The following is a 17,485-nucleotide window of genomic DNA, read 5'->3' on the forward strand; positions in this document are numbered from 1 at the left end:
CGCTTGGCGAGCGATCCCGATTGGATTCGTATCGAAGTTCAAGATTACGGATGCGGGATGGATGCGCAAACCAAAAACTCCGTCTTCGAGCCGTTCTTTACAACGAAACCGGTTGGCACGGGAACGGGGCTTGGTATGGCGGTTAGCTACGCGGTGGTCCGTGACCACGGTGGCTCGATTGCCATCGAAAGTGAGTTGGGGCAGGGAACGACGGTACAAGTTAAATTGCCTCGAGTGAATCAAGGTACCGGTTAACGATATACATAGAAGCAGGCGGAACAACGAATGGCTAAGTCGCACTCGATTTTGATTGTCGATGATGAACCCGATGTCCTTTTCTCGTTGACGGGGCTATTGCGACGTGATTTCACCGTCCATACGGCCACCAGCGGGACGGAGGCTCTTCAGATCATGGAAGAGCACCCGGTGCATGTGATCATGACAGACCAACGAATGCCGTCGATGACAGGATCCGAATTGATGCAGAAGGTGCGGAATGCTCACCCCGAAGCCATCCGGATTATCTTTACCGGGTATGCGGATACGCGAGCGGTGGTCGATGCGATCAACCAAGGCGAATTGTACCGCTATATCACCAAACCATGGGATCCCGATGATTTGCTTGAAATGCTAAAAGAAGCGGCTCTGCGGCACGACGCCATTGACGCCCAAGCCGAACTGATGAACGGTTTAAGTACCTATTTCGATGATGCCGACAGTGTCGCGGGCGCCGTCGATGACGCCAAGCTCGACGACGATACGCTCGACCGTTTCAAGTCTCAAACGACGAACCTTCGTCAATCCCTGCAGCGTGCAAAGGTTGATGATGAGTGATCGGCAACTTGTACCCTTGGTCGTGTTGATTGATACAGCTGCCGGTTGTTGGCATGCCGCGACGTTCGACGCGTCCGGTAATCCTGTTCCGTTACTACGCAGTGACGATGGGAATTTAGATCCGTATCTCGGACAACCGTTTGACGAGCAGGTCTCGTTTTTGCGTCACCGCATCGCCGGAGTGCTGCAGCGTGGGTGCGACCGATTGTTCGCACGCCAAATGAAAGCGTGTCATTTTGTGTTGATCGCTGATGGTGATTTTCCCGAAGCCGACGAGAGTGTCACGCCACGATTAGCCGAGCATTTTGTCCAGTGGATGATGAATCCGCCGGTGGTTTACCTGCGTGCTCCCCAAGGGTTCAAAGTGCAGGACGCCGGAGATCTCGAAGTCATTGCCGGAGACTTTCCTGCTGAGATTGCGTCAATCGTCCAGGCGGGGTTGTCACCATTGGTGGCACTGCAGAACGATGCCGAATGTTGGGAGCGGATCGCGGCCCCGCAGCGATAACCGTTTTTTCAGTTAGGTGGCGGCCACCCTATGAGCCATTCGGCACGAGCTTGTTTTGGTGGTGCCGCGCGAAAAGCTTTCCCAAAACCTCGCTTATTGCCCAACCGGATGATTGGATGAATGCTGCTTGCCCCCTGCCGGCGATTGCAGGTACGCGATCAAGTCGCGTCGCTCCGGCGCAGTTAAATGCTCCAACATGCCTTCGGGCATCATCGACAAACTCGATCCCTTTCGCTGTTCGATGCTGTCCAGAGGGACGAGGACTTCTTCGGTCGCGGTCCGTAGCGTCAGTTGAAGTTGGTTCTCCTCAGCGATCACCCCTTGCAGAATCCGGCCGTCATCCAACAGCAACATTGTGACACGATAGTTTGCTGGCACGATCGCGCTCGGATCGAGGATGTTGTCTAGCAAATAGTCAAGATTCGCTCGCTGAGATCCCGTCAATTCGGGCGCCAAGCCGCCTCCTTCGCCAAACAATTTGTGGCACGACGCACACGTCTTGGCGTACACCTTTCTGCCGTTGACAAGATTCGCCGCCGCCAATGACTCGGAAGTAAATTCAGCTCGGTACTGTTCAATTAACTCGCGTTTTGTCTCCGACACAGGCCGGACTTCGCCCCAGATTTCGCTCAGTCGGCGGGTAAGTTCCTTGTCATTGATCGCTTGCAATTGGCGGACAATCAATGCCGAGACATCCGTTCGTGGAATACGCCCCTTGTCGATCGCTTCCAACAGCGGATACGCATATTTCGGCCGTGTCGTCAGACTTTGAATGATCTCTTGTCGTTGTTCCGCCGTGACGTCCGGGTAACGAGACAGCAGCAACCGGGGAACGTCGTCACCGCCAATCGAAACCAATCCGCGTATCGCGGCGGTTCGTAAGTCCGCGTCGTCGAGCAATCGTTGCAGAAGTGGAGCCATTCGCTCGGCCTTGCGTGTCAGCAGGATCTCAATCGCGTCCAATCGCTGCTTCGGATCCTGGTTTCGATCGCTCGCAACATTGCGGAAGTCTTCCATCACGGTCGTGTCGCCAAAGATCGTGCCTAGCAATTTTGCTGCGTGTTGAACGTCTGCATCCGGATGCGTTTGTAAACGCGCGTAGGTGTCGGGCCAAGCCTTGGGCATCGCGATGTTTTTGACGCCCGCGTACGCTTGGAGTGCTCCTGCCAAAGTATCCAACTGCCACTCGGCTGGATCGGCGGTACGCCACAGGGTTGCCAGTCGGTCAAAGCCATTGTCGAGTGACAACATTCGCCGAGCCACATGGTTGCGGACAAGCGGCATCGTAATTTCCGGCATCCACTGCAGCACCAATTCGGGATGGGATGCAACCACCGGCTCCACCGCGTACCAGTTCAATGCCTCGAGCGTGGTGTCGCCTGCATCGTCACGGGTGGATATCAATTGTTTCAAAATGTCACGCACCTCGTCGAAATGGCCTAGACGGATTCGCCGTTGGCATGTCGACGCGAGCGAACGCCGGATCAGTGGAGTGGATTCGACAAGGTGTGCAGCGATCATGTCGCGTAATTCCGTCGACCACGCGGTGGGTTCGTCCGCAGCCAATTGGATCATCCAGAACCGAACCCACTCGGGCGATTCGTCGTGGACGATTCCCGATTGGCCAATCGCATCCATTCCACCGACCGCGTACAACGCCCACAATTGGCGGACCGCTTGCTGATCGTCTGTTGGTTCCAACTCGGCTAACAGACCAGCGATCTCGGCTTTCGCCTCTGGATCCGACGCTCGTTCTTGCAAAACTCGCCGTGATTGGCGGACATTCCACTCATTCGGATCAAACTGCATCGCAACCAGATCAGCATGCGAAGCGGTCGCCAGATTGCGAGGTGTTCGTTTTGCATCTCCATAGATCACGCGATAAATGCGACCATTCGATTGGTCGACAACTTGGTAATTGTGACATTCGCCGGTGTCACTCCAATCGGTAAAGTACAATCCGCCATCAGGCCCACACTTGACCGTGATTCCGCGAAACCAGGGATCGTTGGCGAGTGCAAAATCGCGTGCGTGATGGGCCACGTAGCTGGGGCCTTTACGCTCCAAGATGTCTCGATTCAACCGGCTGCCGTGAATGTTGCACATGAAAACATTGTTGCGATATTCCGCCGGAAAATTGTCTCCCAGATAGATCGCACACCCCGAGTGGGCGTGCCCACCGCCTGCGTCGTCATGAGCTTCGCCGGATCGCGATTCAGTCCAGTGACCGCCGCCCCAATGGATATGGTCGGCGCAGCTTGGCAGCAGCGTGTAGGCATAGGGATTCAAGTCCTGGCCAAACATTCGGTCATAGTGGGCGCCGGGGACAACGTGAAACAGATGCTTGATCACACAATTGGTGATAAAGGCTTGCCCGAATTCGTCGAAATCGAGTCCCCACGGATTCGTGGTGCCACTGGCGACAACATCAAACGTTTTGCGAGTCGGATGATACCGCCACACGCCACAATTCATGCGTGTCCGTTTCTCCTCTGGCGTTCCTGGGGCTCCGATCGTCGAATTCGATAGGATGCCGTTGCAGCCGTACAACCATCCGTCGGGTCCCCAAACCAAAGCGTTAAACACGTTGTGTTGCGCCTTCACATCCCAACCATCTAACAGTACTTCCGCAGGCCCGTCCGGACGATCATCGCCGTCACGATCCGGTACAAAGATCAGATTCGGAGTGGCCGTTAGCCAGACGCCGCCAAACCCTAGTTCGATTCCCGTCAGATTGGCTCCATTGTCAAGGAACACGGTCCGCTTGTCGTGCACGCCGTCGCCGTCGGTGTCTTCGTAAATCGCGACGCGATCATTGCCGGTGCCATCGCTGCTCCATCCGGGATAGGACAAACATTCCACCACCCACATTCTTCCTCGCGCATCGAATGTCATCGCGATCGGTTGCACGACGTCGGGTTCACCCGCAAGCAACGTGACTTTGAAGCCGGGCGGAAGCGTCATCTGCTGTGCTGCCAGCGATGCGGGCACGGGAGCGGCGGTGGGTTCGATTGCAAAAGCGGTTCCCGCCCACAAAACGATCGTTATCGAGACAAAATTGCGGATCACGTCACGACATTTCATACTCTCGCCCACATTCCTAAAGAGTTTATAGTACAACTTGAAGTCTATAGTGTATCTCCGTTCGCCCTCCCTGCCTCCCCTGTAGCGAACAATTGGGAAATTCACTTTCGTTTTCCGCTCTCTTTAGAATCCGCGGGAAACATGACGCTTCTCAATATCATTGAATTTTGAATCGGAATTATACACATGAGACATGGCCTACTGCTTGGAATCCTTGTCGGTTTGACAATGTTGGCTGGCGTTGCGGTCAACGCTCAAGAGAGTGTGTCATGGCGTTACGCACCTGAGTTGCTGAAGCCGTTTTGGAACAGCCGAGTCGTCGAAGACGAGTCGGTGCTATTCCTGCGTCAAAGCCCGACCGAGGCTGCCGTCGGTAAGGTCTTGTTTCCAATCAAAGAGATCGTTTCCGTTCAAAGTTCGTCGGGCGAGATCACCTACGAAGCGGGAGTCGACTATCGGTTTGAGCCTGGTTCGCGTGAGTTGGTCATCCCGGTGGGGTCGCGGATTGTGACGAGCACTCCGTCGGATCTGCGGCGTCCTGGCAATTCTCAGCGGCATCGACTCACACACCGTGATGGCAACGGAGAAATCTTGTTTGGCGCCACGCTCGAGTATCACCAGATGCAGACGCTTGTGACTTACGAAAAGATGAATGACGATTGGCCAGTTGAGATGCCTGCGTTTGACCCCACCGTTTTGCCCAGCACATTGAAAAAACTGCATGACCGCGAACCGCTTTCGGTCGTTTTGCTAGGCGACAGCATTTCGACAGGGTGTAATGCGTCAGGCTGGGGCAATGGGGCTCCCTATCAACCGGCGTACCAAGACCTGTTGGTGCAACATCTTCGGGCTCAATACCAGACCGAGGTGACGTTGACCAACTTGTCCGTCGGAGGCACCTCGACTCCTTGGGGGATCACGATGATCGACAAGGTCGCCGAGCATCAGCCGGACCTCGTGATCCTGGCCTTCGGCATGAACGATTCCGCAGGCCGCACCGCCAAGGAATATGGCCAGAACGTGGCCACCATGATCGCCAACACGCGTTCCGTGTTGCCCAAGGCTGAGTTCATCTTGATTGCATCGATGCTGGGAAACCGAGATTGGGTCACGCTGAAGCATGATGTGTTTCCCGAGTATCGCGACGAATTAGCGGCACTGCGAGAAACGGGGGTTGCGTTGGCGGATATGACCAGTGTCTGGGATGAATTTTTCAAGCGAAAGAAGGATGCCGATCTGACCGGCAACGGCGTCAATCATCCCAACGATTTTGGCCATCGCGTCTACGCCCAAATCCTATCCGCCCTGCTTGTTGATCCAAGTTTTGCTCAAGCAAAAGATGATGATTTTAAGGTCGGGATGGCGCGTGTCGATATCACGCCTGACTATCCAATCCTGTTGAATGGATTTCTCAGTCGTCAGCAAGTCTCTACCGGCGTGCGGCAACCGATCTGGGCAAAAGCAATGGCTATCGAGGGTGACGATCCCAGTCCGTTGATCCTGATCACCGTCGATACGCTAGGCATTCCGGCAGAGATTCACGCCGAGGTATGCAATCGGTTGAAACCGCTGGGCGTCGATCCCAAACGAGTCGCGATCACGGCGACGCACACCCATACCGCTCCGATTATCAATGGTTGCGCACCAAACATCATGGCGCGAGATTTTACTCCGCTAGAACAGAAGGCGATCGATCAGTACACCCGTGAATTTGCAGACCATCTCACCGAGGTGGCAACGTCGGCTTTGGGAAACCGCCGCCCGGCGACGCTTCAGTGGTCCGTGGGAAAGGTCGAATTCGCAAAAAACCGGCGAGATAATGACGGGCCGATTGATCACGATTTGCCTGTTTTGGCGGTCCGCGACGAAGCGGGCACGCTGATCGGCGTCTACACCAGTTATGCATGTCACTGTGTCACCTTGGCCGAGCGGATGATCGGCGGTGATTGGGCTGGATATGCAGTATCACTCATCGAGAACGCTCATCCTGATTGCACCGCGATGTGTTCGGTTGGTTGTGGCGGAGACCAGAATCCGATCACTCGCGGCAGCGTTGAAATCGCAACTAGCCATGGCGAAGTGATCGCGGCCGAGGTGTCGCGATTGCTGCAAGGCGAAATGGCTGCGGTGCAAAACAATATCCGCGTCGGGTACACGGAACTGGATCTTCTGCTGGATGAACTACCCAGCCAAGCGGAATTCGCAGAACGTGCAAAACTGGATACTCCCCTGGGTTACCACGCCAGAAAACAGCTTGAAAAAGTCAGCAATGGTGAAGCCCTGCGAAAATCGATCGACTATCCAATTCAGGTTTGGTCGTTCGGTGATGCGTTGAACATGGTTTTCTTAGCGGGTGAAGTCACCGTCGAATATGGTATCGAACTCAAAATGCAACGACCGGATCGTGGCGTATGGGTGAATGCTTACGCCAATGCCTGCCCATGTTACATTCCCAGCGAGAAAGTATTGCAGCGAGGCGGATATGAAGGCAGTGATTCGATGATCTACTACGACCAACCCACCAAGCTTCGCAGTGGACTTGAAAAGCAGATTCTGTCGACCACAACGGAACTTTTCCGTTCGCGCGTGGGTGACATCGGAAACACGCCAGTCTCGATGGACGCGGCAACTGGGAAATCGCCTCAGCAATCGCTGGGGCTGCTACAGCTTGCCGATGATGAATTGACTGTCACGCTTGTTGCCGCCGAGCCACTCATCGCATCCCCGGTCGCGGTTGATTTCACTGCCGATGGCAAAGTCTATGTTGCTGAAATGTACGACTATCCCGCCGGCATCGATGGCAACTATCAGCCCGGGGGGCGGGTGCGTTTGCTGACGTCCAGTCGTGATGATGGTTCCTGGGATCAATCAAAAGTCTTTCTTGACGGCATCCCATTTCCCACTGGTGTCACGGTGTGGCGCGATGGGGTCCTGGTATGTGCAGCACCCGATATCTTGTATGCCGAAGACCAGGACAACGATGGACAGGCGGATTTGGTCAAAAAACTGTTTACCGGCTTTGGCGACGAAAATTACCAAGCTCGCGTCAACAGTTTGGAATATGGGCTCGATGGTTGGGTGTATGGATCATGTGGGCTGTTTGGCGGGAACATCACATCGCTGTTAACGGGAACAACGATCGAATTGGGCAACAGCGACTTTCGCATTCGCCCGGATACAGGCGAGATCGAACGTGTCGTCGGTCGCACGCAACAAGGTCGGGTCCGCGACGATTTCGGCAACTGGTTTGGCTGTGACAACACAAAACTCGGTTTTCACTATCCCGTCGCGCACCACTATTTGCGACGCAATCCGCTGACGCCTCCCACCTCGGTTCTAAGGCATCTCCCCGCGACTCCCGCGGATGCGACATTGGTTCCCGCGAGTCGCGACTTGCAGCTCTTTGAAAAGTCAGGTCAAGGTGGAAAAGCCACCGCAGCTTGTGGCATTGGGATTTACCGCGACCGTTATTTGGGACCAGCATACGCCGGTGGTCTGTACACTTGCGAGCCAGTCAATTTGCTTGTCCATCATTTGCAACTTTCGCCGAATCAGTCGTCGTTTTCTGGATCGGCGATTCCGTCAGAACGAAAGCACGCATTTTTGTCTTCGACCGATCCATCGTTTCGGCCGGTTCAGGCCCGTACCGCTCCGGATGGGACTATTTGGGTGGTCGACATGTATCGCGACGTGATCGAACACCCAAAGTGGATCCCGCCAGAGTCGCTTGCGAAAGTCGATGTTCGAGGCGGAGCCGATCAAGGCCGTATTTATCGCGTTTCTCGAGCAGGTGAATCTGTCGTGACATGGCCTCGGCTGGACAAATTGTCGGCCAATGAACTGGTGGCGACACTGGAATCCGAGAACGGGTGGCAGCGTGATATGGCAATGCAATTGTTACAGTGGAATCAGGTGGTCGATACGGGACCGGCACTTAGAAAACTGGCTCGCGAGTCAACATTGCCGGCGGCTAGGGTCGCGGCGCTCTCGATGCTGACAAATGCGGGAATGCTAACGTTGGATGACGCAGTTGATGCTTTTGAGGATGAGGACGCGAAGGTGCGTCGCCATGCGGTGCGAGTCGCCGAAACGCTGGCAACTGGCGACGCTGTTGTCTCGGCTACGGTGCTTGTCAATGTTTCGCAGCTCGCTGCCGACTCCGACGCTCACGTGCGATTGCAGGTAGCGTGCTCTTTGGGGCAATGGCAGTCCGCTGGTACAGGTGATGTATTGGCAGAAATGTTGCTTCACAATCCTGATGATTCATTCTTAGAGGCTGCGATTGTGAGCAGTCTACATAAGGAAAACGTCGATAGGTTTGCCGAACATTTAGTCGAACAGACGGATCAACTTCATCGGCACGCGGTTCGGACGTTTCCTGTTCTGTTCGCGATGTGTAGCGACGCGATCAAGGCTCGTTTGGCTCTCGCCGTTAGCCACACGTCGTCTCAGCGACTGGAATTGTGGCAGTGGAAAGTTCTGCCCACCGTGCTGGAACATTTCGAACGATACGAGGGGGCCCGTATGGCATTTGTGCGGAAAGAGAGCGATGCATTGATCGAGCAATGTTTGCCATTGGCAATTCAAACCATCGTCGATCAAGACCAGGAGATTCCACTTCGAGTTGCCGCATTAAATACCTTACATCATTTGCAAATCGGCAACGACGTGACCAACGACTTGGTTGCGCAACTGCTTAGTGCACGAAATGCAATTGAAATTCAGTTGGCTGGCGTGGCCGCGTTAGCTCGAAACGATGCGGCGGACTCCACACAATTAATGATCGGTAAATGGGATCAAGTTTCCCCATCGGTACGCTCCGCAATGCTAGACGCCCTCACCTCGCGAGTATCTTCGATTGAGCTGTTGTTACAGGCGATCGGTCAATCCGAAATTCGTGCGTCCGAAATCGACACCGCATCACGTCAACGAATCTTTGCCGCTGGCGGTGCAAAACTGAAAGCTCAGGCCGAGCAGGTATTTTCAGGGGAGGTGAATGCGGACCGGGCAGCGGTGATCGCCAAGTATTCCGGCATTTCGAAAATGCGAGCCAGTGCAACTCGCGGTAGCGAATCGTTTGCGAAGCATTGTGCGACCTGCCACCGCTTGAATGGGACTGGCAACGAAGTTGGGCCTGATCTGGAAGCCTTGGCGAGCAAACCCGTCGAATTTTTTCTGCAAGAGATTCTTGATCCGAGCCGGAATATGGACACTCGTTATGCGACCTACGTTGCGCTCACCGAAAACGGCCGTATCGTCACCGGATTGTTGGCGGCCGAGTCCGGATCGGCGATCACGCTGCGACAGCAAGAAGCAAAAGAGGAAACGTTGCAGCGATCCGAGCTCGAAGATTTCCGTTCGAATCACACGAGTTTGATGCCCGAGGGTTTTGAGAAGAGTCTTGATCCACAGCAGATGGCCGATTTGATCCATTACATTCGTTCCACGTCACCGCCACCTAATTAAGAACGAAGATAGGCACGTCTCGGTAGTCGCCACAACGCGGGGGCGTGCTCGAACAGGACAATTTTGAAGGAACGACCCGGCAACGGATTAGAGCCTAAGAGTGCATGGATGGTGGCGAAGCATTGTGCGACCCCGCGGTCGTACCGTTTGTCGAAAAAATGTATTTGCATTGACCAAGGGGGTATCCTATTGGTCAATCAAAAACGATTGCAATCTCGAGATGGATTTGGCGATGAGTTCGAAGCCGCATGCTCCCGCAACCGACATTACTCAGCTCGAAGAACGGATCAGCCGTCCAACAGAGGCGGTGATCTCGACGATGTTGCATTTGTCGGGCGATATCATTGTGCTCGGTGCCGGTGGGAAGATCGGGCCGTCGCTTGCCCGCATGGCCAAGCGTGCTTCGGATCAAGCCGATACGGCACGTCGTATCATTGCGGTCTCTCGCTTCTCGGATTCATCGAACCGGAAACGACTCGATGAATTTGGCGTCGAAACGGTCCAGGCGGATCTGCTCGATGCGGATCAGTTGAATGGATTGCCGGACGCAGAAAACATCCTCTATCTGGCGGGGCACAAGTTCGGAGTGGCCGACAATCCGTCGCTCACTTGGGCAATGAATAGCTATTTGCCGGGAACCGTGATGCAGCGTTATCGCGAAAGCCGTGTCGTCGCCTACTCGACCGGTTGCGTCTACGGTCTGTCTGATTTGGTTCACGGCGGCGCGGTTGAAACCGATCCTCTGAATCCAACCGACGAGTACAGCATGAGCTGTCTCGGCCGCGAACGGATGATTGAATATTTCAGCCGAGCGAACAGCACGCCTACGTCGATTTTACGCCTGAATTACGCGGTGGAGCCTCGCTATGGAGTCTTGGTCGATATTGCCAAGATGGTACTTGCCGAACAGCCGATCGATGTCACGATGGGGCATTGCAATGTGATCTGGCAGGGTGACGCCAATGCGATGGCGTTATCATCGCTGGCCAATGTCAGCAGCCCGCCGTTTGTGGTGAACCTTGTTGGCCCCGAACTGCTAAGTGTCCGTGGGATCGCAGAATCATTCGGAGAATTGTTTGACAAACAAGTGCGATTTGTGGGCACCGAGTCACACTCCTGTCTGCTCACCAATGGGCAGCGCTGCCACGAGATTTTTGGCTACCCAGAGGTGCCGGTGCAAAAGGTGATTCAGTGGACTGCGGATTGGATACTGCGAGGTGAACCCACGCATAACAAACCGACTGGCTTTCAAGTTCGCGACGGCCAATATTGATCCGCAAAATGAGTACCCATCCGAGTACCCGTCCCGCAGTTCCACTACACCGATAGAACCGATGGCTCAAACACTGGCACCTGCGATCCACCAATTGCTTCTCGATGGTGTCGCGATTCCAGCTTGTCCGCTGGCGTTGACGTCAGAGCGGCGTTTCGATCCGCGTCGTCAACGAGCGCTGCTTCGCTACTACGCCAGCGCGGGCGCCGGTGGCGTAGCCGTCGCAGTCCATACGACTCAGTTTGAAATCCGCAATCCGCAGCACGGATTGCTTCGGCCAGTACTCGAATTGACCGCCGAAGAATTGCAGAACGCACAGCAGCGGCACGGCCACGACATCGTGCGGATTGGAGGCATCGTCGGGCAAACCGACCAAGCGATCGCGGAGGCTCAGTTGCTGCATGATTTAAAGTACCACGTCGGACTGCTCAGTTTGGCTGGGCATGCCGGTCGCAGTCTTGACGAACTGATTGAACATTGCCAGCGAGTTGCCGAAGTCATCCCGTTAATGGGATTCTATTTGCAGCCTGCCGTCGGTGGTGTTGAATTGCCGTACGCGTTCTGGCGACGCTTCGCTGAAATCGAAAGCGTGGTCGCCATCAAGATCGCTCCCTTCAACCGTTATCAGACGCTGGAGGTCGTCCGCGCCGTGATCGATTCCGGACGCGCGGATATCGCCTTGTACACGGGCAACGATGACAACATTGTTTGCGATCTGTTGACCGAGTTTGTGCTGCCGACGCCGCAGGGAGAAAGGCGAATCGCATTCTCCGGCGGGTTGCTTGGTCACTGGGCTTGCGGGACGCAGAAAGCGGTAACGCTGTTGGAGCGTTGCAAACAGATCCGCCGCTCGGGATTCATTCCCGCAGAAATGATGGCCACGGCAGCTCAAGTCACCGATTGCAATGCAGCATTTTTTGATGCCGCCAATGGATTCCGAGGCTGCATCGCCGGGATCCACGAGGTGTTGCGGCGACAGGGATTGCTGGAGGGGACGTGGTGTCTTAATCCCAACGAAAACCTCAGTCCCGGACAAGTCGCCGAGATCGACCGAGTCTATCAAGCGTATCCCCACCTAAACGACGACGCATTCGTCGCCGAGCAGATTGATGTGTGGCTTAGCTAGCCCTGGCCAACGTTCGGTTCCCTCGTAGTGGATTTTGCTAAAAATCCTTCAATCGTGGGCTTCCGAAGTCGTCTCCGGAGTCAGTCTTTGATAACGGTTGACGGTTCAGTCTAGGGCCGCCTAAATATGGCTTCCGCGCCCCCCTTCTCAGGCTTTCTCTGCTGACTTCACTCATCGTAAAAGAACGTTCCTGATCCCGTTTCTTCTCTACCATAGCCCCAAACCAACACCGATAACGGCGGCATGGATGTCACTGCTGCAATCTGTGTTCATCTGCGTCCATCTGTGGTTCAAAAAAACGAGGTGTGCAAGACTCCGATTCCAAGGTCTTACTTACAGACGAAACCGCAGTTGAACACCGAGTAATTCTTTGACGCGCCGCGATCCATTTGACAACCTTGGAATTGGCTATAGCAATGAAAGCGGTTTGATAATTGATTCACTTGCATGGATTGCCCATTTGTAATGGGCGTAAACACTCAGCGGTCGCGCGGTTGGGGTATAATCTGGCGATCAATTTTTCACGTAGTATCGTTTTCTCGGAATACATCATGACAAATCTCACGGAATCGAAATCGAACGCCCCCAGCATACACCGTGCTACGGTTACCCGGCGACAGCTGCTAAAAGGCGGCACCGCAGCGGCGGTGGGAGTCATCGGTTGTCCCGCAATCGTTCGCAGCGCGTCGCTCAATTCGAAGTTGCAAGTCGCATGCATCGGTGTCGGCGGCATGGGCGCGCGGACGATGGATAGTGTGGCGTCACATTCGAACGTGAAAATTACGGCGCTATGTGATGTCGACTCGAACTACCTGGACGCGGCCTCACTCAAACATCCCGACGCCTCTCGACATCTCGATTGGCGAGAATTGTTGGCTGACCATACTGGCAAATTTGATGCGGTTACCATTGGCACCCCCGACCACATGCATGCCGCGCCCTCCGTCACCGCCATCCGGGCAAAAAAGCATGTGTATTTGCAAAAACCGATGGCAAGTACATTGCATGAATGCCGCGTGATCACGCGTGAGGCGGCCGCGGCAGGCGTCGTGACGCAGTTGGGGAATCAAGGTCGCTCGAGTATCGAGAGTCGGCACACGGTTGAACTGATTCGCAGTGGCGTTGTCGGAAAGATCAAGGAGGTGATCTTGTGGGAGAACAAGAAACTTAGTTGGTGGCCTAAGAATACCGACATCCGCGGCCGTGGTGACGCGGTTCCCGCCAGCTTGAATTGGGATCTTTGGCTGGGCGTGCAAACGCCTCGGCCTTACTTCGCGGACACCTACCATCCGCAGACCTGGCGTGCCTGGTATGGGTTTGGGGTTGGCGAGATGGGTGACATGGGCTGCCACCATTTCGACATCAGTTTTGACGCGTTGAAACTGACCGCACCCCTTCGCGTGCGGCAGTTGACTCCGATCACGACTGGACCGCTTTGGGGAAAGCAGCGGCAGGTGGAACTCGTCTTCCCAGGCAGCGATATCACCGCTGGCGATACCGTCAAGTTGACTTGGCACGACGGCGAAATGCGACCGGACGCGAGCCGGATCCCCTTGCCGCCTGGAGTCGACACGCTGCCAGAATCAGGCGCATGTTGGATCGGCGAAACGGGCACGATTTTCAAGAACTATCGTCGCGGAATGCCGGTTGCCTTGCCACACATGAAGCTTCCCACCACCCTCAGTCGACATCATTTGGCCAAACAAAATCATTACCATGATTGGGTCAATGCCGTCATCGAAGGCCGCAAAGCGTGTGGCGACTTTAGCCATGGAGGCCCGCTGACGGAGGCCGTCTTGGTCGGCGCGATGGCCGATCGAATCAGCACGGATTGGCTTCACTGGGACCGCGACAGCCAGACATTTACCAATAGCCCGGAAGCCACATCACTTGTCTCGCGAACCTATCGAGATGGCTGGAACGTCCCAGGACTCGGCTAACCCACCTGGCGGCTTTCCTTGGTGTGACATCCCGCATTTGAAATCTCCCCTGCTAGGTAGCCGCTGATCGCAGTGGGCTGGTTTTATTAACGCATCTATGGGGGAATGCTCGTGGTCTATCCAGTGGACCTTAGCTTGTTTGATCGTGTCGCACACAATCCGTCCTACTTCAGCTTGATGCGAAGTATGCAGGAATCCGCCAAAGACGTGCTCGACTTTTGCGTGCCCTGCAATCCGTACTTTCCGACCGACGCGATGTTTGCCGAATATGCGGCCTCGTTGCCTCGCATGTTGAAGCACTATCCGAGCGACAACGAAACGATCGCAACTCGTTTGTGTGAAACGCTCGGACTGGACCCCGCCTTTATGGTGCTGGCGAACGGTTCGACTGAGTTGATCACATGGCTCGACCAGCTATTCGTTCGCGATAGCCTCGCCACCCCGGTTCCTACGTTTGGACGATGGACCGACCAATCTGCCGAAAATGGAAAGCGGGTCGATGCATTTCAGTTGTTGGCAAGTGACCGTTTTGGCCTCTGCCTCGAATCCTTTGAGCGATTCATTCGCCAGCAGCGGTCCCGTGCTGCAGTGATTTGCAACCCCAACAATCCCGATGGCGGCTATGTTCGGCGAGCGGATTTATTGAGCTGGATCGACCGCATGAGCGATCTGGATTTGATTGTCGTCGACGAGTCCTTTACCGATTTTGTAGATCTCGAAGAAAACGCTTCGATTGCGGATGACATCGTCGGTCGCGATAACGTGGTCGTGCTGAAGAGTCTCGGCAAGAATTTCGGTTTGCACGGAGTTCGTTTTGGATATGCGGTATCGAATCGCACCTTGGCCGCGAGGCTTCGCAAAGCGTTGCCGAAATGGAACATCAATTCGCTTGCCGAAGCGATCATCTTCTCTTTACGCGACAACATGGACGCGTACCGGGACAGTTTGTACAAGATCAAGATGGACCGCCACTACATGATGACTCAATTGCGGAATCTGCCCTGTGTCGAAGTGCTTCCTTCGCAAGGCAATTTTCTGATGATGCACTTGCTCTCTGGTGTGGATGGAGCAAGTTGTCGTGATGAATTGTTGGCCCATCACGGCTTGTTCATCCGCGAGTGTGGCAACAAAGCTGGGATCGACAGCAGCTATATCCGAGCGGCGGTTCGCGGAAGTGGCGATGTGGACCGATTGGTAGAGTCGCTCGCTCGATTCTTGATTGCCCGGGAACCAACTGTATTGATCCGAGGCTGCGACGTCGCGTGATCGTGCTCGCATCAACTCGGTTCACACGCAAATCTCTTCTCCAATCCTACTCTTCTCTTCCCCCGGACCACGGCGATGTCAACCTCGATGCCGATAATATCATCCTCCGTCGCAGTTAGTTCGTTCGAACGTAGACGCCAATCAACACCTGCCGCTGCGACGTGCAGCCAGTTCACTCATTGGGGCGAGTTGATTCAGGGACCGGTCGAGCACCGTGGTCGGATCGTCACCGGTTTGATCACGTTGCCAAGGTTTGATCTCTGTTCGACGGCAACCTTCACTCCGCATGACGGCCCGCTATGCATCCATCCGAAATGGTGTACCAAAGCGAACCTTGCGGTTCAGCGAGTCTTGCAGCTAACGGGCAATTCTGATTGTGGTGGAACGCTGGTGATTCGTTCCAACATCCCACTGGGGTGCGGTGCCGGAGGAACGACGGCTGACGTGACCGCGTCGATCCGCGCCGTCAGCCGCGCCTTCGGTGTCGATTTGCCGCCCGATGAAGTCCAAGCAATCGATTGGGAGATCGAACGTGCCGCTGATCCGTTGGCGCTGATCGCAAACGGCGACGTGGTACTCTATGGATCACGCATTGGCGAGACAATCAAGCGACTGCGAACCCCGCTGCCGTCGATGCGATGCTTGGCATTCAATCCGGCTCCCGGTCGCCAGGTCTTGACCGAGGAAGTCGCCCGCAACACCCATTACACCGTAAGCGAAGTGAAGGACTTTCGCGGCATCTTGTCACGAGCCATCGCTGCGATTCAGTCGGGCAACATCGGCGAGCTGGCCGTAGCGGCAACCGAGTCGGCCCGTTTGAACCAGACGCGAGTGATGATTCCGGACTTCAATTTTAATGTGGATCGCTGTCTGGCCGCAGGAGCGCTAGGCATGTCGGTCAGCCATTCCGGCACCGTCGCCGCCGCCATTTTCGACCCCGCCGATTCCCAAGTCGACGCTCGCATGAACGAATTAGCCGCAAAGTTCGTCGCCAGCGGCTACAGCCACGTGGCATCGTTTGATGTCTAGGATGGTGTTATCGAAGCATGTAGGCAGGAATCCATGTAGGCAGGAATCATTGGGTGAAACCCCGTTAGCTGTTTGTGCGGTGGCCCCGGTTCAGCGCCGGAACCGTGGCTAGTGGTAAAACGCAACGCTGTGAAGGATTTTCTCGTAGCTACCTTCGCCAGAAGGTGGTGATTCGTAATGGCCGGCGATCATCCACGCTCTGGCGAGCGTAGCTACGGAACGCAAATGCTTCACCGCGTTGGGTAAAACGGCCAGTCTATTGAAAGACTCCTGCCTAACTGCTTAGCCCTGGTCGTTTCTTCGCTGAGATCGAAAGCCCACGCAGCCTTGGAAATTCGGTGAGGTGGCCGCACGCTGCCGCGGAACCCCTCGAATTGCGTTTTGGCTCGCGATTTGCATTGACCGTGTTCTTCGTCGTATCTCTTCGCGATTTCACGGTTTATGGATTTCAGCTTGATGAATTTTCGATCTCTGCTTTGGCCGCTGCTGATCGCTGCACTGATCTTTTCAGTGTCGGGGTTATTGGTGCCCTCGCTGAGTGTTCTGCTGCTGGTGTTCGCAGGACTGTTGTTCGGTGTCTTCATCAACGGGCTGGCTGGTTTTGCGACGCGACATACGCCCCTCTCCTATCGCTCCGCATTTTTGTTGGTGGTGGCGGTGCTGCTGCTGATGATCGGCGGCGGCCTCTATTATTTGGGGGCGCAAATGGTTCAGCATGTCGATGAGCTCTGGAGTCAATTGCAAACCTCTCTGCAGGATGCGACCGAGCGATTGCGGCAGTATCAGTTTTCGAAGCAGTATCTGCCTGATTCCGAACAAGTACAGTCGATGATGAGCCAGCAAGGGGATTCGGCGGTGTCGAGTTTAGTGGGCGGTTTGCGATCAGTCGGCTGGGCAATGACCGGAGCGATCGTGATCTTTTTCGTAGGAGCGTATGCCGCCTATGAACCCCGACTTTA

General features: G+C 55.1%; 10 protein-coding genes and 1 pseudogene. 10 read left to right on the forward strand and 1 reads right to left on the reverse strand.

The genetic code is table 11. The features are described from left to right. The 3 genes from ABX962_RS10740 to ABX962_RS10750 all read left to right on the forward strand — a co-directional run. Positions 1-255, forward strand: a 255-nt coding sequence (locus tag ABX962_RS10740; RefSeq protein ID WP_372719214.1) for a sensor histidine kinase, incomplete at its 5' end; no start/stop codon positions are given. 30 nt (positions 256-285) lie between these two features. After that, a complete protein-coding gene (locus tag ABX962_RS10745; protein WP_372719216.1) occupies positions 286-834 on the forward strand; it encodes a response regulator in 549 nt (182 codons plus the stop codon). Further along, complete coding sequence (locus ABX962_RS10750; RefSeq protein ID WP_372719218.1) at positions 824-1,342, forward strand: hypothetical protein; 519 nt, start codon at positions 824-826, stop codon at positions 1,340-1,342. The genes ABX962_RS10745 and ABX962_RS10750 overlap by 11 nt, the downstream gene beginning before the upstream one ends. 93 nt (positions 1,343-1,435) lie before the next feature. Here the strand turns inward: ABX962_RS10750 and ABX962_RS10755 are convergent, their stop codons facing one another. Then, complete coding sequence (locus tag ABX962_RS10755; RefSeq protein ID WP_372719220.1) at positions 1,436-4,426, reverse strand: PVC-type heme-binding CxxCH protein; 2,991 nt, start codon at positions 4,424-4,426, stop codon at positions 1,436-1,438. 186 nt (positions 4,427-4,612) lie between these two features. Between ABX962_RS10755 and ABX962_RS10760 the strand changes: the two genes are divergently transcribed. From ABX962_RS10760 to ABX962_RS10790, 7 genes and pseudogenes are all read left to right on the forward strand, one after another. Beyond that, entirely contained in the window at positions 4,613-9,892 is a 5,280-nt protein-coding gene (locus tag ABX962_RS10760) for a neutral/alkaline non-lysosomal ceramidase N-terminal domain-containing protein (RefSeq protein ID WP_372719222.1), read from the forward strand. 232 nt (positions 9,893-10,124) lie between these two features. After that, the gene (locus ABX962_RS10765) at positions 10,125-11,165 is read left to right on the forward strand and encodes an NAD-dependent epimerase/dehydratase family protein (RefSeq protein WP_372719224.1); all 1,041 of its coding nucleotides are present in this window, start codon (positions 10,125-10,127) and stop codon (positions 11,163-11,165) included. Between the two features lie 61 nt (positions 11,166-11,226). After that, positions 11,227-12,291 (forward strand): dihydrodipicolinate synthase family protein, encoded by a 1,065-nt coding sequence (locus ABX962_RS10770; protein ID WP_372719226.1) that lies wholly within the window; start codon positions 11,227-11,229, stop codon positions 12,289-12,291. A 551-nt stretch (positions 12,292-12,842) separates the two neighbouring features. Further along, positions 12,843-14,231 carry a Gfo/Idh/MocA family oxidoreductase gene (locus ABX962_RS10775; RefSeq protein ID WP_372719228.1) on the forward strand — a complete coding sequence of 463 codons (1,389 nt, stop codon included), beginning with the start codon at positions 12,843-12,845 and terminating at the stop codon, positions 14,229-14,231. Positions 14,232-14,342: 111 nt separating this feature from the next. Continuing rightward, positions 14,343-15,497 (forward strand): histidinol-phosphate transaminase, encoded by a 1,155-nt coding sequence (locus ABX962_RS10780; RefSeq protein ID WP_372719230.1) that lies wholly within the window; start codon positions 14,343-14,345, stop codon positions 15,495-15,497. 75 nt (positions 15,498-15,572) lie between these two features. Next, positions 15,573-16,526: a hypothetical protein gene (locus tag ABX962_RS10785; RefSeq protein ID WP_372719232.1), complete on the forward strand. Its 954-nt coding sequence runs from the start codon at positions 15,573-15,575 to the stop codon at positions 16,524-16,526. A gap of 456 nt (positions 16,527-16,982) precedes the next feature. Further along, a pseudogene (locus tag ABX962_RS10790) lies at positions 16,983-17,485 on the forward strand (AI-2E family transporter); the annotation flags it as partial.

Source organism: Novipirellula sp. (assembly GCF_041583735.1).
Classification (GTDB): Bacteria; Planctomycetota; Planctomycetia; order Pirellulales; family Pirellulaceae; genus Novipirellula.